This window comes from Monashia sp. HAY1-5C, assembly GCF_056755255.1.
The window spans coordinates 1-25,721 of sequence record NZ_JBPGXG010000058.1; the positions used below are offsets into that span (position 1 = coordinate 1).

Genomic DNA, 25,721 nt, shown 5'->3' on the forward strand with positions numbered 1-25,721 from the left:
CCTGCGGGTGTCCAAGGTCCGCCCGGTGCGGCTGCTGGCCTCCGGCTACATCACCTTCTTCCGGGGCACCCCGGTGCTGGTCCAGCTCATCTTCTGGTTCAACATCGCCGCGCTCTACCCGAACATCAGCATCGGCATCCCGTTCACCGACATCTCCCGCGCCGTGGACGTCAACGCCCTCATGTCGGCCACCACCGCGGCCATCGTCGGACTGTCCCTGAACGTGGCCGCCTACCTGGCCGAGATCATCCGCGGCGGGTTCGCCTCCGTCGACAAGGGCCAGCTCGAGGCCGCCGACTCCCTGGGCATGAGCGGACGGACCAAGCTGTGGCGCATCATCATCCCGCAGTCCATGCCCACCGTCATCCCGGCCGTCGGCAACCAGGTCATCGGCATGTTCAAGGAGACCTCCCTGGTCAGCGTCCTCGGGGTGGCCGAGCTGCTGCAAAGCGTCCAGCTCATCTACGCCCGCACCTACCAGACCATCCCGCTGCTGATCGTGGCCTGCCTCTGGTACCTGCTCATGACCCTGGCCCTGAGCTACCCCCAGTCCCTCATCGAGAAGAAGTACTCCCGCACCAGGACCCGCGCCACCACCGGTGCCGCACAGCCCCCACTGCCGCTGGACGCCACCCTCGGAGGTGAAGCCCGATGACCGGTGCGACCAACAGCAAGACGACCAGCAAGCCGACCAGCCGGACGACCGGCACACCGGACGGTGCGATGGACCGTGCGGTGGACCGTGCGGTGGACCGCCCGGACGGGGTGGGCACGGGCGTGGGCACGGTGTACGCCCACGCCCTGCGCAAGTCCTTCGGCCAGCGGGTCGTGCTGGACCGGATCGACCTGGACGTGGCCTGCGGGGAGATCGTCTGCCTCATCGGCCCCAGCGGCTCGGGCAAGTCGACCCTGCTGCGCTGCATCGACGGCCTCGAGGAGATCGACCGCGGCATCCTGCGCGTCAACGGCGAGGACCTCGGCTTCCGCGAGCACGACACCGCCTACCAGGCCCTGACCCGCAAACAGGTCGCCGCCCAACGCACCCGCATCGGGATGGTCTTCCAGTCCTTCAACCTCTTCCCCAACATGACCGCCCGCGAGAACGTCATGTCCGGCCCGGTCCTGGTCAAGGGCACCCCCAAGACCGCCGCCCGGCACCGCGCCGAGGCCCTGCTGGCCAGCGTCGGCCTGCAGGGCCACGGCGAGCACTACCCCTGGCAGCTGTCCGGCGGCCAGCAGCAGCGCGTCGCCATCGCCCGCGCCCTGGCCATGGACCCCAAGGTCATGCTCTTCGACGAACCCACCAGCGCCCTGGACCCCGAACGCGTCGGCGAGGTCCTGACCGTCATGAAAGACCTCGCCCACCGCGGCATGACCATGCTCGTGGCCACCCACGAGATGGGCTTCGCCAACGAGGTCGCCGACACCGTCCTGTTCATGGACGGCGGCCGCATCGTCGAACAAGGCCCCCCCAGCCAGGTCCTGGGCAACCCGAAGGAACCACGCACCCGCAAGTTCCTCGACAAGGTGCTCTGAACCACCCACACCGGGTACGAGGGTCCCCGACCCAGGGATCAGCGTCTCTGTAGAATGTCAACAGGCTGCGGTCAGGTGCCACCGGTTCCTGACCGCAGCCCGAACAACCTGTGGACAGACCATGCCGTGCCAGCACGGTGCACCGGGGCCGAGCCCCGGCTTACTGAGGGGAGCTGCGCCGTGGCGCGGAACACCGTTTCGTCAACATCGATCCCGAGGACCACGTTCGCCGCCATGGTCGGAGAGCGGATCCGGGCGGACATCATCGAGGGCGCCCTCCGACCCGGGAGCCAGCTCAACGAGGTGGAGCTCGCCGCGAGCTTCGGTGTGAGCCGGGGACCGGTCCGAGAGGCCCTCCAACGGCTGATCCAGGAGGGTCTGCTGCGCAGCGAGCCGCACCGCGGTGTCTTCGTGCCCGTGCTGGAGGCGGCGGACATCGACGACATCTACCTGGCGCGGGAGGCGCTGGAGACGGCCGCGCTGCGGAGGGTCACCGGGACCTCGCGGGCGCTGTCGTCGTACAAGACCCTCGACCGGATCGTCCGCGCGATGGAGTCGGCCGAGAAGTCGGACGACTGGAGCACGGTCGTCAGCCGCGACCTCGACTTCCACACCGCCCTCGTGGCAGCCGCCGACAGCCCCCGGCTGGAGCGCATGTTCACCACGGTGATCTCCGAGACACGGCTCTGCCTGGCCCTGCTGACGACCGCGTACGACCGCGCGGACCTCGTGCAGCGGCGCGACGACCTCGTCCAGGAGCACCGCCGGATCCTCGACCTCGTCCACACCGGTGACGTCGAGGGCGCCGTCGCCGTGCTGAAGACGCACTTCGAGGGTGGGAAGGGGACGCTCAAGGAGGGGATGGCAGCGGACGCCTCGAGGCCGCACGCCGGCTGAGATCCGCTCCCGCGGCGCTCAGGCGCCGGGCGCCGGGGCCTCGTTGGCGGCCCGGCGGGCGATGACGTCCCGCACCATCTCGCGGTTCTCCTCCAGCAGAGCCGTCACCGCCGCGACGGCCTTCTGCGGGCGGCGCGAGGCGAAGGCCTCCACCAGGTCACGGTGCTCGGACCGCACTGCGTCGGTGTTCTCGTACTCGCGCCGGTCCACGCTGAGCAGGACCAGGAAGTAGCGCAGCTCGACCATCAGACCCGCATAGAACGCGTCCAGCCGGGGGCTGCCGAGGGTGGCCACGATCGCCTGGTGGATCGCGAGGTCGGTCTCCACGATGGTGCGCGCGTCCCCGGACTCCAGCGCCGCCTCGAACGTCGCGTGGGCCGCCTCGACCCCGCTGAGGTCGGTGCGCTTCCCGAGATTGGTCGCGGCGAGCCTCTCGAGGTGCAGGCGCACCGTGAAGACGTCGAGGATGTCATCGTCGGTGGGGTCCCAGACCACGAGGCCGCGGTTGAAGCTGTACCGGACGAGGCCGGAGCTCTGCAGCAGACGCAGCGCCTCCCGCACGGTGTTCCGCGAGAGGCCGAGGGTCCGGGCGATGCCTGCCTCGCTGATCCGCTCACCCGGTCGCATCGACCCGTCGAGGATGAGGTTCCCGAGCCCGTCGGCGACCTGCTGGGCGGTGCTCCGCCCGACCACCTCGATGCCTTCGATCCCGGACATCCTGCGAATGTACTACAGCCGTACAGTTGAGAAGATCTGGAACGACGAGGTCTGCCTCAGCCCCGGCCGACGACGGCATGAGTGCGCGGCTGCCCGGGCGGAGAGCCCAGCCCGGGCAGCCGCGCAGTCTCTGCTCAGGCGTCGGCCCGCTTGAGCGCCCGGCGCCAGGCCTCGACGCCCTCGTCGATCTGCTCGCTCGTGACGATGAGTGGCGGGATGAAGCGCACGACGTTGCCGCGGGTGCCGCACGTCAGCAGCAGCAGGCCCTCGTCGATGGCGGCCTGCTGGACGCCGGCGGCGAGGTCGGGCCGCGGCGTGCCGTCGGCGTCGACGAACTCGCACCCCACCATGAGCCCGCGCCCGCGGATGTCGACCGTCGCCTTGATGTCCGGTGCGATCTCGCGCAGCGCGTCGATGAGGCGCGCACCCTGGGTCGCGGAGTTCTCGACGAGCCGCTCGCGCTCGACGACGTCGAGGGTCGCCAGGGCCGCCGCGCACGAGACGGCGTTGCCGCCGTACGTGCCGCCCTGCGAGCCGGGCCAGGCCTTGCTCATGAGCGACTCGGACGCGGCGATGGCCGAGAGCGGGAACCCGCTGGCCAGACCCTTGGCGGTGATGAGGACGTCGGGCGTGATCCCGGAGGGCTCGTGTCCCCAGAAGGTGCCGGTGCGCCCGACCCCGGTCTGTACCTCGTCGAGCACGAGCACGATTCCGTGCCTGGTCGCCCGCTCACGCAGACCCTGCAGGAACGCGTCCGGGGTGGGCAGGTAGCCACCGTCGCCGAGGGCGGGCTCGATGAGGAACGCGGCGGTGTCCGCGACGGCACTCGTCGTGGCCAGCAGGTAGTCGAGCTCACCGAGCGCGAACTCGACCGTCGTCTCCTCGTCCCAGCCGTAGCGGAACGCGTACGGGAAGGGTGCCGTGAAGACTCCGGACATCAGCGGCGAGAACCCGCTGCGGAACTTGGTCCCGGCCGTGGTGAGCGAGGCGGCCGCGACCGTGCGGCCGTGGAAACCGCCCTGGAACGTGATGATGTTGGGCCGGCCGGTTGCCATCCGGGCCAGCCTGACGGCCGCCTCCACGGCCTCGCTGCCGCTGTTGGCGTAGAACACGCTGTCGAGGCCGGCCGGCAGGAAGTCGCCGAGGCGCTCGGTCAGGTCGAGGATCGGGTTGTGCCGCACGGTCGTGTACTGGCCGTGGATGAGCTTGCCGACCTGCTCCTGGGCCGCACGGACGACGTCGGGGTGACAGTGCCCGGTGCTCGTCACGCCGATGCCGGTCGTGAAGTCGAGCCAGCGGCGGCCGTCGGCGTCGTAGACGTAGCTGCCGAGCGCGTGGTCGACGAGGACGGGTGTGGCGGTCTTCAGCAGCGGTGACAGGGCGGTCATGCGAGGCCTCGCTCTCGGGTGGGGATGGCGATGTACTTGACGTCCAGGAACTCTTCGATGCCGAGGCGGCCGCCCTCGCGACCGAGCCCGGAGTGCTTGATGCCGCCGAACGGGGCCGACGGGGTCGACACCAGCCCGGTGTTCAGCCCGACCATGCCGACCTCGAGCCGCTCACTGACGTTGAAGGCCAGGTCGAGGTCCTGGGTGATGACGTAGCCGACCAGCCCCCACTCGGTGGCGTTCGCGGCGGCGATGACCTCGTCGAGGTCGGTGAAGGTCTGGATGGCCGCGACCGGCCCGAAGATCTCCGTGGTGAGCAGGTCGGACGAGGCGTCGACGCCGGTGAGGACGGTCGGCTGGACGAAGTAGCCCCGGCCCGGGACGCTGTTGCCGCCCGAGACGACCGTGGCCCCCTTCGCGACGGCGTCCTCGACCAGGCGCAGCACCTTGTCGCGGCTGGGCGCGTCGATGAGGGGCCCGACCTCCACGCCGTCGACCGTGCCGTCGCCGACGCGCATCGCGCCGAGCCGCTCGCCCAGGCGCCGGGCGAACTCGTCGCTGACGCCGGCGTGGACGAAGAAGCGGTTGGCCGCGGTGCACGCCTCCCCCATGTTGCGCATCTTCGCCTGCACCGCCGCCTCCACGGCGATGTCGAGGTCGGCGTCCGGCAGGACGATGAAGGGGGCGTTCCCGCCGAGCTCCAGCGAGGTCCGCACGACCTGCTTCGCGGCCTGCTCGAGGAGGATCTTGCCGACGGCGGTCGACCCGGTGAACGACAGCTTGCGGATGATGCCGCCCGTCAGGACCGGCTCGATGACCTCGGCCGCGCGGGAGGTGGTGACGACGTTGAGGACGCCGTCGGGCAGCCCGGCCTCCTGCAGGATGCGGGCGAGGGCGAGGCTCGACAGCGGGGTCTGCGGGGCCGGCTTGAGCACCATGGTGCAGCCGGCGGCGATGGCGGGGCCGATCTTGCGCGCGCCCATCGCCAGCGGGAAGTTCCACGGCGTGATGAGCAGGCAGGGCCCGACGGGCTGACGCATCACCAGGGTGCGGGCCGTGCCGTCGGGTCGCTGGGTGAAGCCGCCGTCGACGCGGACGGCCTCCTCGGCGAACCACCGGAAGAACTCGGCGGCGTAGCCGACCTCGCCACGCGCCTCCGGCAGCGACTTGCCCATCTCCAGGGTCATGAGCAGCGCCAGGTCCTCCTGACGCTCCATCAGGGCCGCGTACGCCCGGTAGAGGATCTCGGAGCGGGCCCGGGCCGGCGTGGCAGCCCAGGCGGCCTGGGCGTCGCGGGCCGCGGCGGCTGCCGCAGCCCCGTCCGCGACGTCGGCGTCCGCGACGGTGGCCAGGACCTCCTCGGTGGCCGGGTTGAGGACGTCCATCGTGGCGCCGGACGCCGAAGGGCGCCAGGTGCCGCCGATGAGCAGCTCCGTGGGGACGGCTGCCAACAGCCGGGCCGCCGGCGTGAGGTCGGTGGTTGTCGTCATGGTGTGGACTCCTTCGGGCGGATCGTGGGGGTCGAGGTCAGGGCGTCGTCGAGCACTTCGGCCAGGTGCCTGACCGGGGCGCGCGCGCCGGAAGGTGGCGTGCTCCGGGGGGCGGTGCGTGTGAGGTGGTCGATCTGGCACTGGCAGCTGAAGCCGTCGGCGATCGCCACCGCATCAGGGGGCAGGTTCGCCAGCTTGCCGGCCAGATCGTGCCCGGCGACGGCCATGGAGGTGTCGTAGTGCTCGGCCTCGAAGCCGAAGTTGCCGGCCAGACCGCAGCACCCCTCCGACTCGGTGGCCTCGATGCCGAGCCGGCGCAGCACCCGGGTGTTGCTCGTCGCGCCGAACACGGCGTGCTGGTGGCAGTGCGTCTGCGTCAGCGCCCGAGCGGGAAGCCGCGGCGGGGACCAGCCCGCGTCGAGGCGGCTCTCGATGACGGCGGCGAACGTCGTGACGCGGGCGGCGACGCGCCGGGCCGCCTCGGTCTCGACGAGCTCGGGCAGGTCCTTCTTCAGCGCGGCCGCGCAGCTCGGCTCCAGCACGACCAGCGCGGCATCGCCGGTCGCGTCCAGGGCCGCGACGGTCCGCCCGAGGATCCGGCGTGCGGCGTCGAGCTGACCGGTGGTGATCCACGTCAGGGCGCAGCAGACCTCGGGGGCCCCGCCCACCGACAGCTCCGCCTCCCTCAGCACCCGTTCGGCGGCGCCGACGAGCCGGGGACGGAACCCGCGGGTGAACGAGTCGGTCACGATGAGGACGTCTGGCTGGTCATCGTGCCTGCCGAGGACGGCGGCACGTCGCGGCGTGAAGGCGGGCAGGACGCGGTGCGGTGTCACTCCCCCGATCCGCAGGGCGAGGGCGCGCAGGGCCCCGACCCGCAGCACGGCATTCGCGAGGGCCGGCACGCGGCCGGCCACGGAGATCCAGCGCGGCAGCCAACCCAGCGAGTAGTGCGACCTCGGCCGCAGCCGGCGCCGGTAACGCTGGTGCAGGACCTCGGACTTGTACGTCGCCATGTCGACGCCGACCGGGCAGTCCGACGAGCACGCCTTGCAGGACAGGCACAGGTCCAGCGCCTGGTGCACCTCGTCGGACCGCCACCCGTCGGGCAGCAGCGTCCCGGTCGTCATCTCCTGGAGCACGCGCGCGCGGCCGCGCGTGGAGTCCTCCTCCTGGCCGGTGGCCCGGTACGAGGGGCACATGAAACCGCCGTGGTCGCTGCGGCACCGGCCGACGCCGACGCAGCGCTGCACGGCGGCGGTGAAGTCGCGGTCGTGCGGGTAGGCGAAACCGGTGCCGTTCCCGGCGGTCGCGGGGTGGCGGACGCTCAGCGGCAGCAGGTCGCGCTCGAGCGGCGCCGGGTCGACGATGATGCCGGGGTTGAGGACGCCTCGTGGGTCGAAGAGCGCGCGGAACTCGGCGAACAGCGCGAGCATCGTCGGCGAGTACATGCTCGCGAGCAGCTCGCTACGCGCGCGACCGTCACCGTGCTCGCCGGAGATGGAACCGCCGTGCCGGGCGACGAGCCGGGCCGCGGCGCGCACGAACCGAGCCATGGCCGACGTGCCCCGCTCCGTGCCGAGGTCGAAGGTGATGCGCACGTGCACGCATCCGGCACCGAAGTGCCCGTAGAGGACGCCGGACAGGTGGTGCTCGGCCAGCAGGGCCCGGAAGTCGCGCAGGTAACCCGCCAGGTTGTCCGGGTGGACGGCCGCATCCTCCCAGCCGGCCCACGTCTGGGTCGTGGCGTCCGGGCGGGTCGACAGGCCCGCGCCGTCCTCTCGCACCCGCCAGAGGGCCGCGCGGTCCGGTGCCTCGGTCACGACGAGACCGTCCCTGAGCCGGCCGTGCCGACGCAGCGTGGCCATCAGGCCGTCGGCCGCCGTGGCGAGGTCCTCCTCGGTGTCGCCGTCCAGCTCGACGTAGAGCCACGACTTCCCGGCCGGCAGGGCGGCGACGGACTCGGCTCCTCGCCGCGCCACCATGGTGGCCACGATCGCCTCGTCGATCCCTTCGACGGCGGTGGGTGAGAACGGCAGGATGACCGGGACGTCGGCAGCGGCGTCGACGATGTCGTCGTAGCCGAGCACGAGCAACGTGGTCCTGGTGGCTCGCTGCACGAGCGAGAGCGTGGCGCCGACGGTCAGCGCGCACGTGCCCTCGCTGCCGGCGAGCGCACGTGCCACGTGGAAGCCACGCTCGGGCAGCAGCTCGTCGAGGTGGTAGCCGGACACCTGCCGCTGGATGCGGCCCAGCTCGGTCCGGATCGCGACGAGGTTCGCGGTCACGAGGTCGGTGAGCGCCGCCGTCAGCTGTGCCGCGTGCTCGACGGCGTGCGCCTGCGCGGTGGCACCCGGCTGGTCCAGGGCCGTCACCCCGCCGCGTCCGGCCCGCAGGAGACACCCGTCCGGCATGACGACGTCGAGCGACTCGACGTGGCTCGAGGTCCGGCCCCATCGCACCGAGTGGTTCCCGCACGCGTCGTTGCCGACCATGCCGCCGATCGTGGCCCGCGAGTGCGAGGACGGGTCGGGCGCGAACATCAGGCCATGGGGTGCGGCGGCGTCGTTGAGACGGTCGAGCACGACGCCGGCCTGGACGGTCGCCCGACGAGCCTGCGGGTCGACCTCGAGGACCGCGTCGAGGTGACGTGACAGGTCGATGACCACGCCCGCGCCGATGGCGTTGCCGGCCATGCTCGTCCCACCGCCGCGGGTGGTGACCGGCACGCCGAGGTCCGCACACGCGCGGACCAGGTCCTGGACCTCTCCCACGGTGCGCGGGAAGGCGACGGCCAGCGGGGGCACGCGGTAGTTCGACGCGTCGAAGGCGTACATGGCCCGGGCGCCGTCGGAGAAGTCCAGCTTCACCTGTGGGCACGCCTGCTCCAGTGCCGCCCGGACGGTGGACCGGTCGGGGGGCGTCGTCGACACCTGACCGAGCCCCACCGTTGAGACGTTCACGGAGAAACTGTAGAACAGTTGAACTGCGCATCGCAAGATGGATACTGTAGAACAGTTCTACAAAACTCTCGATGCCGTCCCGTGGGAGAAGGACATGGACCTGGACTTCACGGTTCGCCGCACGACCGCCCCCCAGCAGGTGGCGGACGGCCTCTCGCAGCTCATCCTCTCGGGCCACTTCGGCCCCGGGACGCGGCTACGCGAGAGCGCCATCGCGGCCGAGCTCGGCGTCTCCCGGAACACCGTCCGCGAGGCGGTTCGCATCCTCCAGCTCGGGGGCCTGGTCCGCTACCGGGTCAACAAGGGCGCCGTCGTCATCGCGCCCACGCCCGAGGTCGTGGACGGCCTCTACGAGGCGCGGTGCCAGCTGGAGGTCGCCGCAGTGCGCGAGCCCCGGGAGGCCGCGGAGCTGGCACCGCTGCGCGCGGCCTTCGCCCGGCTCGCCACCGCCGCGGACACCCTCGAGGTCAGGGACATCGTCACCGCCGACCTCGACTTCCACGCGGCCATCGTCGCCCTGCTCCGCAGCAGCCGGATCAACGCCTTCTACGCCGAGCTGACCACCGAGCTGCGCTTCTACCTGTCCGTGCTCTCGATGCAGGACCACGAGCCCCACCATCGGGTGTCCATCGTGACCGAGCACGCGGCCATCCTCGAGGCGATCGAGTCGGGCAGGCCTGTCGACGCGGTGAGGGCGGTGCGCACGCACGTCGAGGACAACGCCCGCCGAGTGTGCGACATCGTCGCCCGCGATACGACCGGCCCGACCCGATGAGCTCTCGTCACCGCACCGACGGCGCTCAGGGCAAGGGTGCAGTCTCACCGGACGGCGACGGACGCAGCGCGCACCGGGCCATCTGGGTCCAGCGAGCCTCGGACGTCATTCCCATGAAGTGCAGGACGTGCGGCCGCGGAACCTGGGGACGAGTCGCGTACGACTCCGGGGAGGAGTTGTAGCAGGTCTCCGCAGTCCGGCCCTCGAGGTAGGGCTGGTTCCAGCCGGTCGGCAGCCAGCTGGTCCGCAGCAGGAAGGCCGAGCCCAGTCCCGGACCGGCCCACCGGTACTCGTCGTCTCCCCTACGCCAGCCGAGCGCCGCGAGGACCGCGCCCTGGTCCGCCCACGGTCCGGGCTGCCGACCCGCCGCGGAGACGGCGTCGAGGAACGAGAAGGACTCGGGGCAGGACCGCATGAGCCAGACGCCGGTGTTCGGGTTGACGCGGTGCTCGAACGGGACGTGCTCCAGCGCCAGAGCCTGGAAGTGGTCCGGGTGCAGGTGGTCGGCGACGTCCTCGTCGGTGCGCATCACCAGCACGTCCGCATCGAGCCACAGCGCCAGCGGGTAGTCCTGGAGGGCCTGCCGCAGCAGGCTCACCTTGAGCCACTTGGCAGCCTGCGCCGACGCACTCGCCCGCTCGCCGTCCACCTCGACGTCGACCGCGCGGACGTCATAGCCCCACCGGTCGGCCAGACGCCGGAAGGTCGGGAGTGCCAGCTCGTGCAGCACCCGGCGCATCGTCGGGCCGGCGGCGGTGAGGACCACGCCTCGAGGTGGTTGGAGTCGCGAGTCGGCACCTCCCGCATCTCGCCGCGACTCCGACATCGCCCCTCCCTCCGGCTGCCCTGCGGCGAACCTACCGCCTCGGGGCGCTGCGGCGGGCGCCTCCACCTCGGAGACACGCCCTAGGCGACCCGGTCCTTGAGCTTGTAGTAGGCGCCGGCGACGGGCAGGAACCATGGCGGACCGAAGTGCCCGGGGATGCGCCGGAAGGGGACGTCGCCCCAGATGTTCGCCTCGCGGACCCCGGACATGTACTCGGCCATCTGACGTCCCATGTACGTGGCCATCTGGACGCCGTGCCCGGCGTACCCCATCGAGTAGTAGACGCCGTCGTGCTCGCCGGCGTGGACGCGGCGGTCGATGCTCATGTCGACCAGCCCTCCCCAGCAGTAGTCCACCCTGGCGTCGGCCAGCTGGGGGAAGAACCCGACCATGGCCTCCCTGAGGATCTTCCCGCTCTTGACGTCGGACTGGGGGCTGGACATCGCGAACCGTGCCCGGCCGCCGAACAGGAGGCGGTTGTCGGGGGTGATGCGGAAGTAGTTGAGGAGGTTCTTGGAGTCCGACGCGACGCGGCGGTTCGGCAGGAGGTCGTCGCACCTGCCGGCGTCGAGCGGCTCGGTGGCGATGATGAAGCTGCCGACCGGAGCGATGCGGACCTGCTGCCAGCGGAACGGCCGGCGGGTGTAGGCCCCCGTTGCGATGAGGACCAGCTCGGCCTGGATCCGGCCTCTCGGGGTCACGAGCTCGTGGCCGGAGCCAACCCTGCTCAGGCTCAGCACGGGCGCCTCCTCGTGGATCGTCACGCCGGCGCGCTCGGCCGCCTCGCCGAGCCCGCGGATGTACTTGCCCACGTGGAGACTCGCGCTCTTCGACTCCACCATTGCCCCATGGAAGGAGTCCGACCCGATCTCGCGACGCAGCTCGCTCTTCGGGACGAGCTGCGAGTCCCCTCCCAGGCGGGTGTTCAGCAGCTCTGCGGTCTTCTCGAACCCCTCGTAGTGCGACGCCTTGGATGCGAGGTTGAGCTTGCCGGGACGCCCGAAGTCGCAGTCGATCTGTTCCTCGGTCACGAGCTTCTCGATGACGTCGATGGCCTCCGTGTAGGCGCCGTACAGCCGCGCTGCCGCGTCGAAGCCGTACTTCTCCACCGCCTGCCGGATGCCGATCGCCATGCCCGTCGTCGCCATACCGCCGTTGCGACCGGAAGCGCCGAACCCCACGGTGTGCTGCTCGAAGAGCTGAACCTTCGCCCCCCGTCGTGCAAGGTGCAGCGCCGCGACGACCCCGGTCAGGCCACCGCCGACGACGGCCACGTCGGTGCGTCCCTCCACGCTCGTCCTCGACCTCTCGGGGGAGCTCGCCGGTGCGGTGTCGAGCCAGTAGGACGTGAACTTCATTTCGTACTCCTCCAGCAGGGGATGGGCGCGGCTTCGGGGGGGCCGCCGGCGACGGACCAGACCAGGCGGGAGCCGTCGCCGCGGGCCAGCATAGCTGTTGACAGTTGACGACTGTACACGTATGGTCGACCATCGACCAGAGGGGACGGACCGCTCTGGGACCGAGCACCAGGAGGACCCGTGGTTTTCGCACCGCCGAAGTTCGTCACGTTCGACATGAACGGCACGCTGATCAAGTTCGCCATCAACGACGCGATGCGCCAGGTCCTCGGCGACCGGCTGCCGGCCGAGGTCGCCGACGAGTACCTGCGCATCTGCAAGGCCTACCGGATCGACGAGTGCACCGGCGCCTACCAGCCCTTCCACCAGATCGTGGCCCGCTCCATGGAGCGCGCCGCGCGCTGGGTCGGCCTGCCCTTCCGCGAGGAGGACGCCCGGGCCGTCTACGACATCGTCCCGACCTGGGGCCCCTACCCCGGGGTCACCGCGGCCCTGAACCGGCTCGCCGAGGCGGTGCCGCTGGTCATCATCACCAACAGCGACACCCAGCACGCCGTGCGCCTGGCCGAGAACCTGCAGGCCCCGTTCGAACTGGTCATCAGCGCCGAGGAGATGGGCACCTACAAGCCGCGCCTGGCCGCGTTCGAGTACCTGTTCGACAAGCTCGGCGTCACCCCCGCCGAGCTCGTGCACGTCTCCGCCAGCCCGATGTACGACCTGCGCACCGCGGCGGTCATGGGCATCCGGGACAAGGTCTACGTCGACCGCGGCTTCGAGCAGGACGAGCACTGGCTCGGCTACGAGCGGATCACCGACATCGCCGACCTGCCCGTCCTCTTCGGCCTGCCGCGTCCCTGACACGACCCTGACACGACCTTGACACGACCCCGACACGACCGGAGGACCGCACACCATGACGATCGACAGCCCGGCGGTGGTGGCATGAGCGCTCCCCTGCCGCAGACCGTGGCCGGCGACTCGGCGTCCGAGCGGCTCCTCGCCCTCGGGCTGGAGCTGCCGGACCTCGAGGACAACGCCTACTTCGTGCACCACCGGGCTGTGGGCGAGAGCATCCACATCGCCGGCCAGCTGCCGTTCAAGGACGGTCGGCTGCTCGGCCGGGGCGTCGTCGGACGGGACGTGGACGTGGAGACGGCCAAGGAGCTCGCACGCCACGCCGCTCTCAACTGCCTCGCCGCCGCCGTGCAGGCGGTGGGACACCTCGACCGGGTCCGGGTCGTGCAGATGCTCGTGTTCGTCGCCAGCCCGCCGGACTTCGGTCTGCAGTCGCAGGTCGCCAACGCGGCCAGCGAGCTGCTCATCCAGGTGCTGGGCGAGAACGGGCGGCACGCCCGGACCGCGATCGGCGTCGCCGGTCTGCCGCTCGACACCCCGGTCGAGATCCAGATGGTGTGCACCGCCGTGTAGCAGCACGACGCCCGACCGTGTCCAGACGCAACCAGGAGGAGTCCAGCGTGAACCGGATCCAACGAGCCCTCGACGGCCTGGTCGAGCGGGTCAGCACCCCCGCGCCGATCGTGCTGGTCGACGTCATGCAGGACAACATCGAGCGCATGCAGCGCTTCGGTGACGAACACGGTCTCGACGTCAGGCCCCACGTCAAGACGCACAAGTGCGTGGAGATCGGTCGGCGCCAGGTCGCGGCCGGCGCCGTCGGGATCACCGCCGGCAACGTCGGCGAGGCCGAGGTGTTCGCCGAGGCCGGGTTCGACGACATCTTCATCGCCTACCCGATCTGGCCCGCGGGGACGAAGGGCGAACGGATCCGCCGGCTCGCCGAGTCCACCCGGCTGCGGGTGGGCGTCGACAACGTCGCGGCGATCGAGGCCCTCGCCGGCGCCATGGGTGACGAGCCCGACCGCCTCGAGGTCGTCGTCGAGGTGGACTGCGGCGCACGGCGTTCCGGGGCCCCGCCCGAGCTCGCGGGCGACCTCGCGCGCGCTGCCCGCACGTGCGGGCTCGTGCCGGTCGGGGTGTTCACGTACCCCGGTCACGGCAGCTCTGGCCGGGAGGCTCGCAGACAGGCCGCGAGGGACCAGCAGGACGCGCTCGTCACCGCCGTGCGCAGCCTCAGCGCCGTCGGGGTCACCGCCGAGGTCGTCAGCGCCGGCTCCACGCCGACCATCGAGTTCACGGGCAGCGACGTGGTCACCGAGATCCGTCCCGGCGAGTACGTCTTCTGCGACCGGGACAACACCCGGCTCGGCGCCTGCACCGAGGACCAGGTCGCCCTGTTCGTCGCCGCGACGGTGGTCAGCGACTGGGTCCCCGACCAGGTCATCCTCGACGTGGGGACGAAGGCGCTCAGCCGCGAGGGAAGCGTCGAGCGCGGCTACGGTGGCGTCGCCGGCACGACGGCGGTCCTCACCAAGCTCAACGAGTACCACGGGTTCCTCGGCCTGCCTGCCGGCGACTTCCGGCCCGGCATCGGCACCGTCGTCCCCGTGGTGCCGAACCACGTCTGCCCCGTCGTGCTCAACTTCGAGGAGCTCATCGTCACCGACAGCGCGGGCACCTCGCTGCAGCGGTGGCCGGTCGACGCCCGCGGCCACCTCGGCTGAACCGGCCCAGCATCCCCCCGACCCACCACACCCTGAAGGACGTACCTGACATGAGACTCGAGAAGGTGACGGCGCTGGTCACCGGTGCCAGCAGCGGGATCGGAGAGGCGGTGAGCGCGCGCTTCCGCCGTGAGGGCGCGCGCCTGCTGCTCACCGGACGCCGGGATCGCCTCGACACCGCCGAGCCGGACGACCTCTACGTCCCCGGTGACCTCAACGACGAGGCGTTCGTCGAGAGCCTGGCCCGCCGGGCCGCCGAGTCCTTCGGCACCGTGGACGTCGTCGTCCTCAACCACGGCCTGCAGGTCAGCAGCCCGCTCACGGACATGGCGTACGAGGACGCGAAGCGCGTCCTCGACAGCAACCTGCTCAGCGCGTTCCTCGTCATGAAGCACTTCGCGCCGCTCATGCCTCCCGCGGGAGGGGCGTTCGTCTGCCTCGGCTCACGGCTCGGCATGGTCGGCAAGCCGGACGAGGTCCTGTACTCCGCCGCCAAGGGCGGTCTCATCATGCTCGCCAAGGGCGCAGCGATCGAATGGGCCTCTCGCAACATCCGCGTCAACGTCGTGGCTCCCGGCCTGACCGCCACCCCGGTCATCGAGGCCTCGATCCAGCGCCGCCCCGACCCCGACGCGTACCGGCGCGAGCGTGAGTCCCAGATCCCGCTCCACCGGCTCGCCACACCCGACGAGATCGCCGACGCGATCCTGTTCCTCGCATCGTCGGAGTCGTCGTACGTCACCGGGGCGGTCCTGCCCGTCGACGGCGGCTACACCGCCTTCTGAGGCCGGGACGCCAGCGGCCCCGAGCCTGACCGCCGTCCGTAGCCCGACGCACTGTCACGTTAGAAGCACTGACGCATATCGGTCGAAAAGCGTCACGACACGAGACCCGACGCGCGCTCTATCGTGCTCTCGCCCCGGTCCCCCGCCCACCCGCGCGGGCTCCGGCCACCGCACCGCAACCCGGCAGCAGCGAGACAGGCACCCCCACAGCGTCGCGGTCTCGGCCGCGTCCGTCATGCAGAAGGAGCGTCCCACGTGGCTCGAGCACCCTTGCCCACCTCAGCGACACGACCTCACCCCGACCTGCTCGGTCCGGATGCCGGCGCGGCAGACCTCCAGGACGGACCGGCGCCGGCCAAGAAGCTGCGTTCCCGGCACGTCACGATGATCACGCTCGGCGGCATCATCGGCGCCAGCCTGTTCGTCGGCTCGGCCAACATCATCCGGTCGACTGGCCCGGCCGCGGCGATCTCCTACCTCGTCGGGGGCCTGCTGGTCTTCCTGGCCATGCGCATGCTCGGCGAGATGGCAGCCGACCGGCCCGCCGTCGGATCCTTCATGGAGTACGCGAGGGTCGGCCTCGGCAGCTGGGCGGCCTACGTCGTCGGATGGCTCTACTGGTACTTCTGGGTCGGCGTCATCGCCTACGAAGCCGTCGTCGGAGGCGGCATGGTCCACACCTGGTTCCCGTCCGTCCCGGCCTGGGCAGGGTCGCTCACGCTGCTCGCGGTCTTCGTGACGACGAACCTCATCTCGCTGCGGTCCTTCGGTGAGACCGAGTTCTGGCTCGCGAGCATCAAGGTGGTCGCCATCGTCGTGTTCCTCACTGCCGGAGTCCTGTTCGCGTTCGGACTCTGGCCGTCCAGCAGCTGGTCCCTCGGCAACCTCTGGGCCCACGGCGGGTTCATGCCGAACGGTGTCGGCGTCGTCATCTCGTCCGTCGCGCTCGTCCTCTTCTCGTACTTCGGCACGGAGATCGCGGTGATGGCCGCCGCCGAGTCCGAGGACCCCGCGTCCGGGATCCGACGCGCCGCACGCACCGTCATCTGGCGGGTCATGCTGTTCTACGTCGGGTCCATCCTCGTGATCGTGACCGTCGTGCCGTGGAACGAGCTCCCGTCGCCCGACGTCGTGGCGCCCTTCACGCACATCTTCAGGATGTTCGGCGTGCCCGGTGCCGAGACCATCATGAGCCTGGTGATCTTCACGGCCGTCGTGTCCGTGCTCAACTCGGGCACCTACTCCGCGTCGCGGATGTTCGCGGCCCTCGCCGAGCAGCGCCTCGCGCCCGCTGCGGTCGCGCGGCGGACCAGGCGTGGTGTCCCCGCCCTTGCGGTGGTCGCGTCGACGGTCGGCGGCCTCGTTGCCACCGTCGTCAACTTCGTCGCCCCGAGCTCCGGCATCTACGACTTCATCATGAACTCGACCGGCCTCGTGGCGCTCTTCGTGTACGTCTTCATCACCGTGACGCAGTGGCGACTGCGCCGGGCCATGACGCCGGAGCAGGAGGGGAACCTCAAGCTCAAGGTCTGGCTCTTTCCGTGGGTGAACATCGTGCTCATCGCCGGCGCCATCGGGATCGTCGCCATCATGATGACGACGGAGAGCGGCCGCACCCAGGTGTTCACCAGCTGCCTCGCGACGGGTGCTCTCGCCCTGTTCTGGCCGGCGGTGCGCCGCCGCCTGGGGCAGGGTGCGGCGGCACCCACGGTCGAACGGTCTCCCGAGCCCGTCTGACCCTTCACGAAGCCACGGACGGCGCCCTTCCCGGGCGCCGTCCGTGGCGTATGACCTCGGGTTCGTCCACCCTCACGCGTGGGGCAGGTCGCGGAAGGCCTCGGCGACGCCGGGATGGATGAGCAGCCCACCCCTCGTGTTGACCCCGAGCGCCACGGCGGGGTCCTCCTCGATCGCCCGCTCGGGTCCGAGGTCGGCGAGCCGTCGCAGGTAGGGAAAGGTCGCGTTGGTCAGGGCTCGGGTGGAGGTCTGCGGGACGGCGCCCGGCAGGTTCGCGACGCAGTAGTGGCGGATGCCGTCGACCTCGTAGATGGGGTCGGCGTACGTGGTAGCGCGCGAGGTCTCGAAGGCGCCGCCCTGGTCGATGGCGACGTCGACGAGGAGGGCGCTCCTCGGCAGGAGGGCGAGGTCGGCGCGAGAGACCACCTTGGGCGCCGCCCTGCCGGGAACGAGGACCGTCCCGATGACGACGTCCGCAGAGCGCAGCTCACGGGCGAGAGCGTCGACATCGCTCAGGAGGACGCGGGCACGGCCACCCAGGAGGGCGTCGAGGTCGCGGACCCGGTCCGCGGAGGTGTCGAGGACGGTCACCTCGGCCTGCATGCCGAGCGCGAGCAGAGCCGCCTGCGTGCCCGCGACCCCGCCGCCGACCACGACGACACGGCACGGGGCCACCCCGGGAGACCCGCCGAGGAGGCGGCCCGGGCCGCCTTCGCACGAGGTCAGGTAGCGCGCCGCGGCATGCGCGGCGAGCCGCCCGGCGATCTCACTCATCGGTGTCAGCAGGGGCAGCCCCGTGTGGTCCTGGACCGTCTCGTAGGCGATCGCGAGCGTCCCTGCGTTGAGGAGGGCGTGCGTGAGCCGCCGGTCGGCGGCGAGGTGCAGGTGGCTGAAGAGCGTCAGGTCCTCGCGCAGGAAGCGGTACTCCGAGGCGACCGGCTCCTTCACCTTCACGAGCAGCTCGGCGTCGGCCCAGGCCTCCTCGGGCTGGTCCACGAGCTTGGCACCGGCGTGCGCGTAGTCCTCGTTGGAGAAGCCGGCACCGAGCCCCGCGTTGCGCTCGACGAGGACGTCGTGCCCCTCCCGCACGAGGACGGCGGCGCCGGCCGGGGTGAGACCGACGCGCGCCTCCTTCGTCCTCGTCTCCCTGACGGTCGCGATGCGCATGGTGCTGTCTTTCCGTGCGTGACGTGCCGCCGGCCGGCGTCGGCTCGTGCCGCCGCCGGCCGGTGCGGTGCCGGCTCAGGCCGTGGCTCGACGCGCCACGTTGTAGAAGCGGACCGACTGGTACTCCTCGAGGCCCTCGGCGCTGCCCTCGCGGCCCAGACCGGAGTGCTTCACGCCCCCGAACGGCGCGGCGGCGTTGGACGGGACGCCCTGGTTGATGCCGACCAGGCCGGTCTCGAGGGCATCGGCGACGTTGAGGGCCCGGTCCAGGCTCTCGGTGAACACGTAGCCCGCGAGCCCGAACTCCGTCGCGTTGGCCCGCTGCACGACCTCGGCCTCGGTGCTGAACCGCTGGATCGCCGCGACCGGCCCGAAGATCTCCGTGCTCGCGACCTGGGCGCTTGCCGGGACGTGGTCCAGCACGGTGGCCTGGAAGAAGTGGCCGTCCGACGCCAGGATCCGGCCGCCGGTGCGGACACTCGCGCCGTGCGCGACCGCGTCGTCGACCAGGCGCTCCATGCTCGTCACGGCCCGGTCGTCGATGAGTGGGCCGAGCGCGACGTCGTCGGCCAGCCCGTCACCCGTGACCGCGGCGGCCACCTTCTCCGAGAGCCCCTCGACGAAGGCGTCGGCGATGCCGTCCTGGACGAAGATCCGGTTGGCCGCGATGCAGGACTGGCCCCCGTTGCGCATCTTGGCCGCGTACGCGCCGTTGACGGCCCGCTCGAGGTCGGCGTCGTCGAAGACGACCAGCGGCGCGTTGCCGCCCAGCTCCATGGAGGAGCGCAGCACGTTGTCGGCGGCAAGGCGCAGCAGCACCTTGCCGACGCCGGTCGACCCCGTGAAGGACACCTTGCGGACGCGGGGGTCGGGCAGGACGGCCTCGCTGAAGGCCGACGCGTTGCTGGTGCACACGACCTGGACGAGCTCTTCGGGGACGCCGGCCTGCTGGGCGAGCTCGACGGCGTAGTAGGTCGTCAGCGGGGTGAGCGCGGCCGGCTTGATGAGCACGGGGCAACCGGCGGCAAGGGCGGGCGCGATCTTGCGGGTGGCCATCGCCAGCGGGAAGTTCCACGGCGTGATGAGCACGGACAGCCCGACCGGGGCGCGTCGGGTCAGCAGCGTGGCGCCGCCGGTGGGGACGTCGCGGACGTTGCCGGCCGGACGGACCGCCTCCTCGGCGTACCAGCGGACGAAGTCGCTGCCGTAGGTCACCTCGGCGCGGGACTCCGCCAGCGGCTTGCCCATCTCCAGGGTGATGAGGAGCGCGATGTCGTCGGCGTGCTCGATGAGCAGGTCGTACCAGCGACGCAGCACGTCGGCCCGCTGCCGTGGGGTGGTGGAGGCCCAGGCACGACCGGCCTGGTCGGCTCGGGCGACGGCGTCCAGCGCCTCGCCGGGACCGGCGTCGGGCAGGCTGGCGATGACCGCGCCGGTGGCCGGGTTGTGCACGTCGAACGTGGCCGGGCCGGTGGGCAGCCGAAGGCCTTGCACGACGCGGTCGGCGGCGCGCGCCCGGTCGGGGTTCGCGACGGCGAGGCGGGTGCCGGGCGGCGTCGGCTCGGTGGTGCGCTGGGTGTTCAGGTCGGTGGTCATCGGGTCTCCTCAGCGAATAGAACGTCTTCGATGGCTTCGACGAACGAGGTCAGCTCGTCGTCGGTGGTGATGAACGGCGGGCTGATCTGCAAGGTGTTGCCGCGCAGCGGGCGGGAGATGAAGCCCAGCTCGACGAGCGCGTCGGCGGCTCGCTCGGCGGGGACCTCGTCGCGCAGCGTCACCCCGCCGAGGAACCCGGCGACCCGGACGTCGACGACGCTGGGCCGGCGGGCCAGCAGCTGCTTGAGGAGGCTGTCGAGGCGGTGCTCGAGCTCGACGACCCGGGGCAGCAGCCGCTCCTGCTCGAGGACGTCGAGGTTGGCCAGGGCGACCGCGCTCGCCGTCGCGTGACCGGCATAGGTCGCGCCGTGGCGGAACACCGGCGTGGCGGGGTCGTCGACGTAGAACGGCTGCCAGATCCTCGGGGCGACCAGGACGCCGCCCAGAGGCGCGTAGCCGGAGGTGACGCCCTTGGCGAAGGTGACCAGGTCCGGCTCGAGACCGAACCGGTCGGTGGCGAACATGACGCCGGTGCGTCCGAACCCGGTGATGACCTCGTCGACGACGAGCAGGATGTCGTGCTCGCGGCACAGCGCCTGGACCTTCTCCAGGTAGCCCGGTGCCGGCGGGTTGACGCCGCCCGTGCCCTGGATCGGCTCGGTCACGAGCGCGGCGATGTTGTCCGGACCGATCCGCGCGATCGTCGCGGCGAGCGCGTCGGCGTCGTGGACCGGGACCCGCGCCGTCTCGGGCACGAGCGACTCGGTGCCGTAGCCCTCGCGGTTGAAGTCCAGGCCGGCGATGCTCGTGCCGTAGGCGTGCAGCCCGTGGTAGGCGTGCTCCCGGCTCAGGATGGTCGTCTTGGCGGGCTTGCCCTCCCGCTGCCAGTGGCGTCGGGCCAGCTTGCAGGCCACGTCGATCGCGTCGGAGCCACCGGAGTTGAGGATGACCTTGGGGTCGGCGATCGGTGACAGCCCGGCGAGCCGCTCGGCCAGCTGGAGCGCCTGGTCGTTCACGAACCGGGCGAAGATGTGGTACGTCTCCAGCCTCAGCATCTGCGCACGGGCGGCCTCGGCCAGGGCCGGGTGCGAGTGGCCGATGTTGGCGTGCCACAGCCCGGCCGTGCCGTCGAAGAGGCGCCGACCGTCGCTGGTGTGGACGTAGGAGCCGTCGCCTCGTTCGACGACGAGCTGGCGACCCAGGACGGAGGGCAGATGGGCCTGCGCCGGCCACAGGGCCGGACCGTCGAGGATCGTGCGGGTGGCGGACATGGAGCGTCCTTTCGGGTAGCTGGAGGCGGGTCAGTGGGCGGTGTAGCCGCCGTCGACGGGGATCGAGACCCCGGTGATGTAGGAGGCCTCCTCGGAGGCGAGGAAGCTCACTGCGGCGGCGACGTCCGCGCAGCTGGCGAGCCGGCCGAGCGGGATGGCGGCGACAACGTCGCGTTCGGTCTGTTCCGGGTCGGCCTGTTCGCCCAGCCAGGCGTCGTACAAGGGCGTGCGCGTCATGCCCGGCGCGACAGCGTTGACCCGGATGTTGCGCGGGGCGAGCTCGACGGCGGCGGCAGTCGTGAGGGCCTTGACGGCGCCCTTGCTCGCGCTGTAGATGCCCATCGTCGGTACGCCGACGGACGCCAGCCGTGAGGTGATGTTGATGATCGCCCCGCCGTGCTCCATCCGCTTCGCGCTCTCCTGCAGCACCGCGATGGTTGCGATGGTGTTGACCTCGAAGACGCGCCGCACCTCGGTCGTGGGCGCCTCGAGAAGGTCGTCCGTGTGGTCGATAGCGGCGTTGTTGACGACGACGTCCAGACGCCCGAACCGGTCGACAGCGCTCGCGGCAAGCCGTGCCGGCCCGCCCGCGCGCGTCAGGTCCACCGCCACGAAGGCGGCGCGCTCCCCCAGCTCCTCGCGGACCCGCTGCCCGCGCACCTCGTCGCGACCTGTGACGACGACGTTGAGCCCGTCGGCGTGCAGGCGTCGGGCGATCTCGTACCCGATCCCCGAGGTCGAGCCCGTGACGAGGGCCGTGCGGCGCCTCACCCGCGCGCTCCGAACGTGTCGACGGCTGACCTGAGCCGAGCGACGCCCTCGTCGATGCGCTCCGGCGTCGAGGTGGCGAAGCAGAGCCGCAGGGCGTCGTGGAAGTGGTCGTTGGTCGAGAACGCGGGCCCCGGGATGTAGGCCACGCCCTCGGCCAGCGCGGACTCGAAGAGGGCTGCGGTGTCCACGGCCGGATCGGCGAACGTCGCCCACAGGAAGAAGCCGCCGTCGGGGTCCGTGGCACGGACCGCGTCGCCGAAGTGGCGGACGAGCGCGGCCCGCATCGCCTCCTTGCGCTGGCGGTAGAGGCCCAGCACCCGGTCCAGGTGCGGCTGCAGATGGCCGCCGGCGAGGAACTCGGTGACCGTGCGCTGCGTCGGGACGCTCGTGCACGTGTCCATGGCCTGCTTGGCGTTGATGAGCAGCGGCTGGAGGCTCGCGTCGGCGTCGACCCACCCGACCCGCAGCCCGGGCGCCAGGATCTTGGAGAAGGTGCGCACGGAGAAGATGACCGGGTTGCCCGGGTCGATCTCGTTCAGGGCCGGGATCGGTGAGCCCTCGAAGCGCAGCAGACCGTACGGGTCGTCGTCGATGACGACCGCTCCCCACCGCGAGGCGAGCTCGAGCAGGAGCTCGCGACGCTCCAGCGTCAGCGTCACGCCCGACGGGTTCTGGAAGTTGGGGATCGTGTAGATGGCCTTGGGCGGACGCCCGGCGCGCGCGACGAGCTCCGGGAGCGCCTCGACGACCAGACCGTCCTCGTCGACCGGCGCCTCCAACAGGTCGGCGCCATAGGACAGGGCAGTCGCGTTGCCGTTGGTGTAGGTGGGCCCCTCGACGACCACCAGCTCACCCGGGTCGACGAAGAGCTTGAAGGCGAGGTCCAGGCCCTGCATGCCGCCGGTGGTGATCGTGATGCGCTCGGCGGCGCTGGAGTACCCGTGCTCGGCCTGGAGCTTGAGGATCTCGCCCACGAGGTCGGGCTCGCCCTCCGACGCACCGTAGCTGTACTTGCCCGGCACGGCGTGCGCTGCAAAGCGGTCCAGCAGCTCCACGGGCATCAGGTCGTCGCTGGGCGCACCCATGGCGAACCGCACGATGTCATGCGTCTGGCGTGCGAGCAGCGAGGTCGAGGAGTCGATCATCGAGCCGACGAGACCGGTCGACCGGTCGGCAAGGGGAGGCCTGCGCACTGTGGTTCGTCCTTCGTCTGGAGCCGCAGACAGGACGATAGGGGCGGCCGACGTCGCAAGAAAAGCGACGGTTTCTGACCGGCTCCTGTTAGGAGAAGTCGCCGGTCGACGTCAGGTCGATCCCTGAGCCGAGACCTGCGACTCGAGGTGGAGCGAGAAGGCGTCGCGACAGGCTCGAACGGCCGGCCGTCGCTCCGCCCCGGCCCGACAGATCAGCCAGATCTGCCGGCGCTGCTGGGTGCCGAGCACCGCGGACGGTGTCAGCGTCGCGCCCTCGCCCCTGACGAGGAGGTCCGGGAGGAACGCTGCCGCCACCCCGGACTGCACGAGGCGCAGGTGGAAGAGCAGGTCGGCGGACTCGTACGCGACGTCGGGCTCGAAGCCGTGCTCGCGACACACGCGGCGGACCCAGGCGTGCGCTTCGGCGCCGCTGGGCTCGATGACCCACCTCAGCCGGCGCAGCCCGTCCAGGGTGCCCGCGTCGGCACCCACGGGAGGGTAGGCCCGGACCGGGTCGTCCATGAGCAGGTCCGCGTGAAGGTCGTCCGGCACCGCCTGTGAGGTCCCCGGGTAGCTGTCGGCGACGAGGACGTCCAGGCGACGTGACGAGAGCAGGAGCAGCCCCTGTTCGGGCTCGACCTGCCGGAAGCGCACGTCGAGGTCAGGATGGTCCCTGCCCAGGGAGGAGATCACCTGGGGGACGACGTTGCGGCTGATCGTCGTGAAGGCCGCCAGGCGCAGGGTCCCCCGGACCTGGCTGATGCTGGAGGCCAGGTCCGTCTCGGCCTGCTCCAGGATGGTCAGGATGCCGTTCGCGTGCTCGACCAGCACCTCGGCGGCGGGCGTGAGCCGCACCCCCCGTCCCACCTTCTCCAGGAGCGGCACGCCCGCCTCCTTCTCCAGGAGGGCGAGCTGCTGGGAGACCGCTGAGTGCGTGTACGACAACGCCCGCGCCGCGGCGGTGATGCTGCCTCGAAGGTGGACCTCGCGCAGCAGCACCAGTCGATGGACATCGAGCATGTCCGCAGGTTAGCCGCGGGGTGGGAAGCGGTCACGGCAGGCGGGTGATGACGTTGGCCAGCCGCGCGATCCGCGATGGCCGACCCCCTGAGTGCTCGTTGCGGTCTGCACGGCCGTACGCGAGGTACATCGACCTGACACCCAGCCAGCGCAACGGCTCGACCTCCCACGTGCCGGACGCATGTCCGACCCAGGGAAGCCGGGTCAGCTCGGTGTCGCGGTCGAGCACGAGGTCCCTGAGGGTCCGCCCGGCCAGGTTGGTGGTGGTCAGGCCCTGGCCGACGTAGCCGCCCGCGTGACCCAGGCCGGTGGTGCGGTCGAAGCCGGCGCTGGAGCACCAGTCGCGCGGGACGCCGAGCACGCCGCACCAGGCGTGGACGACCCGGTGGCCGGCGGTGGCCGGGAACCGGCGGTGCAGGATCTCGGTCAGGGCCCGGATCGTCGCCGCCTGGGTGGCCCCGTCGTGGTCGGTCGCGGAGCCGAACCGGTAGGGGATGCCGCGGCCCCCGATCGCGATGCGGCCGTCGGCGGTGCGCTGACCGTACATGTGGGAGTAGCACTTGTCGCCCAGGGTCTCGCATCCCTCCCAGCCGATCTCGTCCCAGACCGCTTGCGGCAGAGGCTCGGTCACGATCATCGAGCTGTTCATCGGCAGCAGCGTGCGACGCTCGCCGGAGATCGACGCCGTGTAGCCCTCGGTGGCCCGGAGGATCACCGGTGCCCGGACCACTCCGTGGTCGGTGTGGGCGACGCCGCTGTCGATGCGGGTCACCGTCGTGCCCTCGTAGATGCGGACGCCGAGCGACTCGACGACGTCGGCCAGGCCACGGGTGAAACGGGCCGGCTGGATCCGGGCGCAGTGCGGCGTGTAGGCCGCCTCGATGGCCTCCGGGATGGTGATGCGGGAGCGGAGCTCGTCGCGGTCGAGGATGCGCGACTCCGGCACGCCCCAGTGGTGGTCCTCCTCCACGCCGGCGCGAAGCCGCGCCAGCTGGGCCGTCGACGAGGCGATCCGGATCGTCCCCCCCTTCACCACGTCCGCGTCGATGCCCTCGGCGGCTGCGACGCCGACGAACTCGTCGATGGCCTCGTTCATCGCCCGCTGCTGGCTGCGCACGGCGTCGGCCCCGTAGAGCTTGGCGAACCGGTCGCGTGAACCCGCCAACAGACCCGAGGCCCAGCCGCCGTTGCGGCCCGAGCCACCGAACCCGGCGAACTCCCGCTCCACGAGGGTGATGGCGAGGGAGGGGTCCGCCTTCTTCAGGTAGTAGGCGGTCCACAGGCCGGTCAGGCCTGCTCCGACGATGCAGACGTCCGCCTCGTGGTCGCCGGGCAGGCCGGGTCGCGGTGACGGTCGTCCGCCCATGTCCTCGAACCAGAACGAGACGTTTCCGTTGACGAGCCCGGTCTCGATGGCGGTGCTCACGACATCCCCAGCAGCGATGGAAGCTGGGACAGGTCCCGGATCTCGTCGTACGGCTCGTAGGACGAGCTGCCCTTGAGGCCATAGCGGTTGACCCAGACGCGGCGATGGATGCCGAGGTCCTTGGTCGGCATGATGTCGTAGTCCCAGCCCTGGGCCGCGTGCGTGATCTGGTCCCGGCTCTGCGGCAGGACCTCGAAGAGCTTGTCGAACGCCTGCCGCCTCG

Annotated in this window: 22 protein-coding genes and 1 pseudogene; 9 read left to right on the forward strand and 14 right to left on the reverse strand. The window is 71.2% G+C overall.

Going from position 1 to position 25,721, the window contains the following annotated elements; all coding sequences use genetic code 11:
• The 3 genes from ACR9ZK_RS10670 to ACR9ZK_RS10680 form a co-directional block, all read left to right on the forward strand.
• Positions 1-655, forward strand: a 655-nt coding sequence (locus tag ACR9ZK_RS10670; RefSeq protein WP_481341884.1) for an amino acid ABC transporter permease, incomplete at its 5' end; no start/stop codon positions are given.
• Positions 656-723: 68 nt separating this feature from the next.
• Positions 724-1,536 (forward strand): amino acid ABC transporter ATP-binding protein, encoded by an 813-nt coding sequence (locus tag ACR9ZK_RS10675; RefSeq protein WP_481341904.1) that lies wholly within the window; start codon positions 724-726, stop codon positions 1,534-1,536.
• A gap of 234 nt (positions 1,537-1,770) precedes the next feature.
• Positions 1,771-2,433, forward strand: coding sequence for a GntR family transcriptional regulator (locus ACR9ZK_RS10680; RefSeq protein WP_481341885.1), 663 nt, complete (start codon positions 1,771-1,773; stop codon positions 2,431-2,433).
• 18 nt (positions 2,434-2,451) lie between these two features.
• Here the strand turns inward: ACR9ZK_RS10680 and ACR9ZK_RS10685 are convergent, their stop codons facing one another.
• The 4 genes from ACR9ZK_RS10685 to ACR9ZK_RS10700 all read right to left on the reverse strand — a co-directional run bounded on the left by ACR9ZK_RS10685 (position 2,452) and on the right by ACR9ZK_RS10700 (position 8,991).
• Positions 2,452-3,150 (reverse strand): GntR family transcriptional regulator, encoded by a 699-nt coding sequence (locus ACR9ZK_RS10685; RefSeq protein WP_481341886.1) that lies wholly within the window; start codon positions 3,148-3,150, stop codon positions 2,452-2,454.
• 134 nt (positions 3,151-3,284) lie between these two features.
• Positions 3,285-4,538, reverse strand: coding sequence for an aspartate aminotransferase family protein (locus tag ACR9ZK_RS10690; RefSeq protein ID WP_481341887.1), 1,254 nt, complete (start codon positions 4,536-4,538; stop codon positions 3,285-3,287).
• Positions 4,535-6,028, reverse strand: coding sequence for an NAD-dependent succinate-semialdehyde dehydrogenase (locus ACR9ZK_RS10695; protein WP_481341888.1), 1,494 nt, complete (start codon positions 6,026-6,028; stop codon positions 4,535-4,537). The genes ACR9ZK_RS10690 and ACR9ZK_RS10695 overlap by 4 nt, the downstream gene beginning before the upstream one ends.
• Entirely contained in the window at positions 6,025-8,991 is a 2,967-nt protein-coding gene (locus ACR9ZK_RS10700; protein WP_481341889.1) for an FAD-binding and (Fe-S)-binding domain-containing protein, read from the reverse strand. The genes ACR9ZK_RS10695 and ACR9ZK_RS10700 overlap by 4 nt, the downstream gene beginning before the upstream one ends.
• Before the next feature lie 37 nt (positions 8,992-9,028).
• Here ACR9ZK_RS10700 and ACR9ZK_RS10705 point away from each other — a divergent pair, with 37 nt between their 5' ends.
• Positions 9,029-9,766: a GntR family transcriptional regulator gene (locus ACR9ZK_RS10705; protein WP_481341890.1), complete on the forward strand. Its 738-nt coding sequence runs from the start codon at positions 9,029-9,031 to the stop codon at positions 9,764-9,766.
• A 25-nt stretch (positions 9,767-9,791) separates the two neighbouring features.
• On the opposite strand, the gene ACR9ZK_RS10710 is transcribed toward ACR9ZK_RS10705, so the two are convergent.
• A complete protein-coding gene (locus ACR9ZK_RS10710) occupies positions 9,792-10,532 on the reverse strand; it encodes a hypothetical protein (protein WP_481341891.1) in 741 nt (246 codons plus the stop codon).
• A gap of 140 nt (positions 10,533-10,672) precedes the next feature.
• The gene (locus ACR9ZK_RS10715) at positions 10,673-11,950 is read right to left on the reverse strand and encodes an NAD(P)/FAD-dependent oxidoreductase (RefSeq protein WP_481341892.1); all 1,278 of its coding nucleotides are present in this window, start codon (positions 11,948-11,950) and stop codon (positions 10,673-10,675) included.
• Between the two features lie 180 nt (positions 11,951-12,130).
• Here ACR9ZK_RS10715 and ACR9ZK_RS10720 point away from each other — a divergent pair, with 180 nt between their 5' ends.
• From ACR9ZK_RS10720 to ACR9ZK_RS10740, 5 genes are all read left to right on the forward strand, one after another.
• Positions 12,131-12,808, forward strand: a complete 678-nt coding sequence (locus ACR9ZK_RS10720) for a haloacid dehalogenase type II (protein WP_481341893.1) — start codon at positions 12,131-12,133, stop codon at positions 12,806-12,808.
• Between the two features lie 84 nt (positions 12,809-12,892).
• Positions 12,893-13,378, forward strand: coding sequence for a RidA family protein (locus ACR9ZK_RS10725; protein ID WP_481341894.1), 486 nt, complete (start codon positions 12,893-12,895; stop codon positions 13,376-13,378).
• A gap of 47 nt (positions 13,379-13,425) precedes the next feature.
• On the forward strand, positions 13,426-14,532 hold the full coding sequence (locus ACR9ZK_RS10730; protein WP_481341895.1) for an alanine racemase: 1,107 nt from the start codon (positions 13,426-13,428) through the stop codon (positions 14,530-14,532).
• Positions 14,533-14,582: 50 nt separating this feature from the next.
• Positions 14,583-15,317: an SDR family NAD(P)-dependent oxidoreductase gene (locus tag ACR9ZK_RS10735; RefSeq protein WP_481341896.1), complete on the forward strand. Its 735-nt coding sequence runs from the start codon at positions 14,583-14,585 to the stop codon at positions 15,315-15,317.
• A gap of 255 nt (positions 15,318-15,572) precedes the next feature.
• Complete coding sequence (locus tag ACR9ZK_RS10740) at positions 15,573-17,054, forward strand: amino acid permease (protein ID WP_481341897.1); 1,482 nt, start codon at positions 15,573-15,575, stop codon at positions 17,052-17,054.
• A gap of 72 nt (positions 17,055-17,126) precedes the next feature.
• Here ACR9ZK_RS10740 and ald read toward each other — a convergent pair whose 3' ends face one another.
• The 8 genes and pseudogenes from ald to ACR9ZK_RS10780 form a co-directional block, all read right to left on the reverse strand.
• Positions 17,127-18,221, reverse strand: coding sequence for an alanine dehydrogenase (ald, locus tag ACR9ZK_RS10745; RefSeq protein WP_481341898.1), 1,095 nt, complete (start codon positions 18,219-18,221; stop codon positions 17,127-17,129).
• A gap of 75 nt (positions 18,222-18,296) precedes the next feature.
• Positions 18,297-19,817, reverse strand: coding sequence for an NAD-dependent succinate-semialdehyde dehydrogenase (locus ACR9ZK_RS10750; protein ID WP_481341899.1), 1,521 nt, complete (start codon positions 19,815-19,817; stop codon positions 18,297-18,299).
• The gene (locus tag ACR9ZK_RS10755; RefSeq protein WP_481341900.1) at positions 19,814-21,088 is read right to left on the reverse strand and encodes an aminotransferase family protein; all 1,275 of its coding nucleotides are present in this window, start codon (positions 21,086-21,088) and stop codon (positions 19,814-19,816) included. The genes ACR9ZK_RS10750 and ACR9ZK_RS10755 overlap by 4 nt, the downstream gene beginning before the upstream one ends.
• Positions 21,089-21,118: 30 nt before the next feature.
• The gene (locus ACR9ZK_RS10760; protein WP_481341901.1) at positions 21,119-21,859 is read right to left on the reverse strand and encodes an SDR family NAD(P)-dependent oxidoreductase; all 741 of its coding nucleotides are present in this window, start codon (positions 21,857-21,859) and stop codon (positions 21,119-21,121) included.
• The gene (locus ACR9ZK_RS10765; RefSeq protein WP_481341905.1) at positions 21,856-23,004 is read right to left on the reverse strand and encodes an aminotransferase-like domain-containing protein; all 1,149 of its coding nucleotides are present in this window, start codon (positions 23,002-23,004) and stop codon (positions 21,856-21,858) included. The genes ACR9ZK_RS10760 and ACR9ZK_RS10765 overlap by 4 nt, the downstream gene beginning before the upstream one ends.
• Positions 23,005-23,163: 159 nt before the next feature.
• On the reverse strand, positions 23,164-24,072 hold the full coding sequence (locus ACR9ZK_RS10770) for a LysR family transcriptional regulator (RefSeq protein ID WP_481341902.1): 909 nt from the start codon (positions 24,070-24,072) through the stop codon (positions 23,164-23,166).
• 31 nt (positions 24,073-24,103) lie between these two features.
• A complete protein-coding gene (locus ACR9ZK_RS10775; protein WP_481341903.1) occupies positions 24,104-25,498 on the reverse strand; it encodes an NAD(P)/FAD-dependent oxidoreductase in 1,395 nt (464 codons plus the stop codon).
• Positions 25,495-25,721: pseudogene (locus tag ACR9ZK_RS10780) on the reverse strand (haloacid dehalogenase); the annotation flags it as partial. The gene ACR9ZK_RS10775 and the pseudogene ACR9ZK_RS10780, both read right to left, overlap by 4 nt.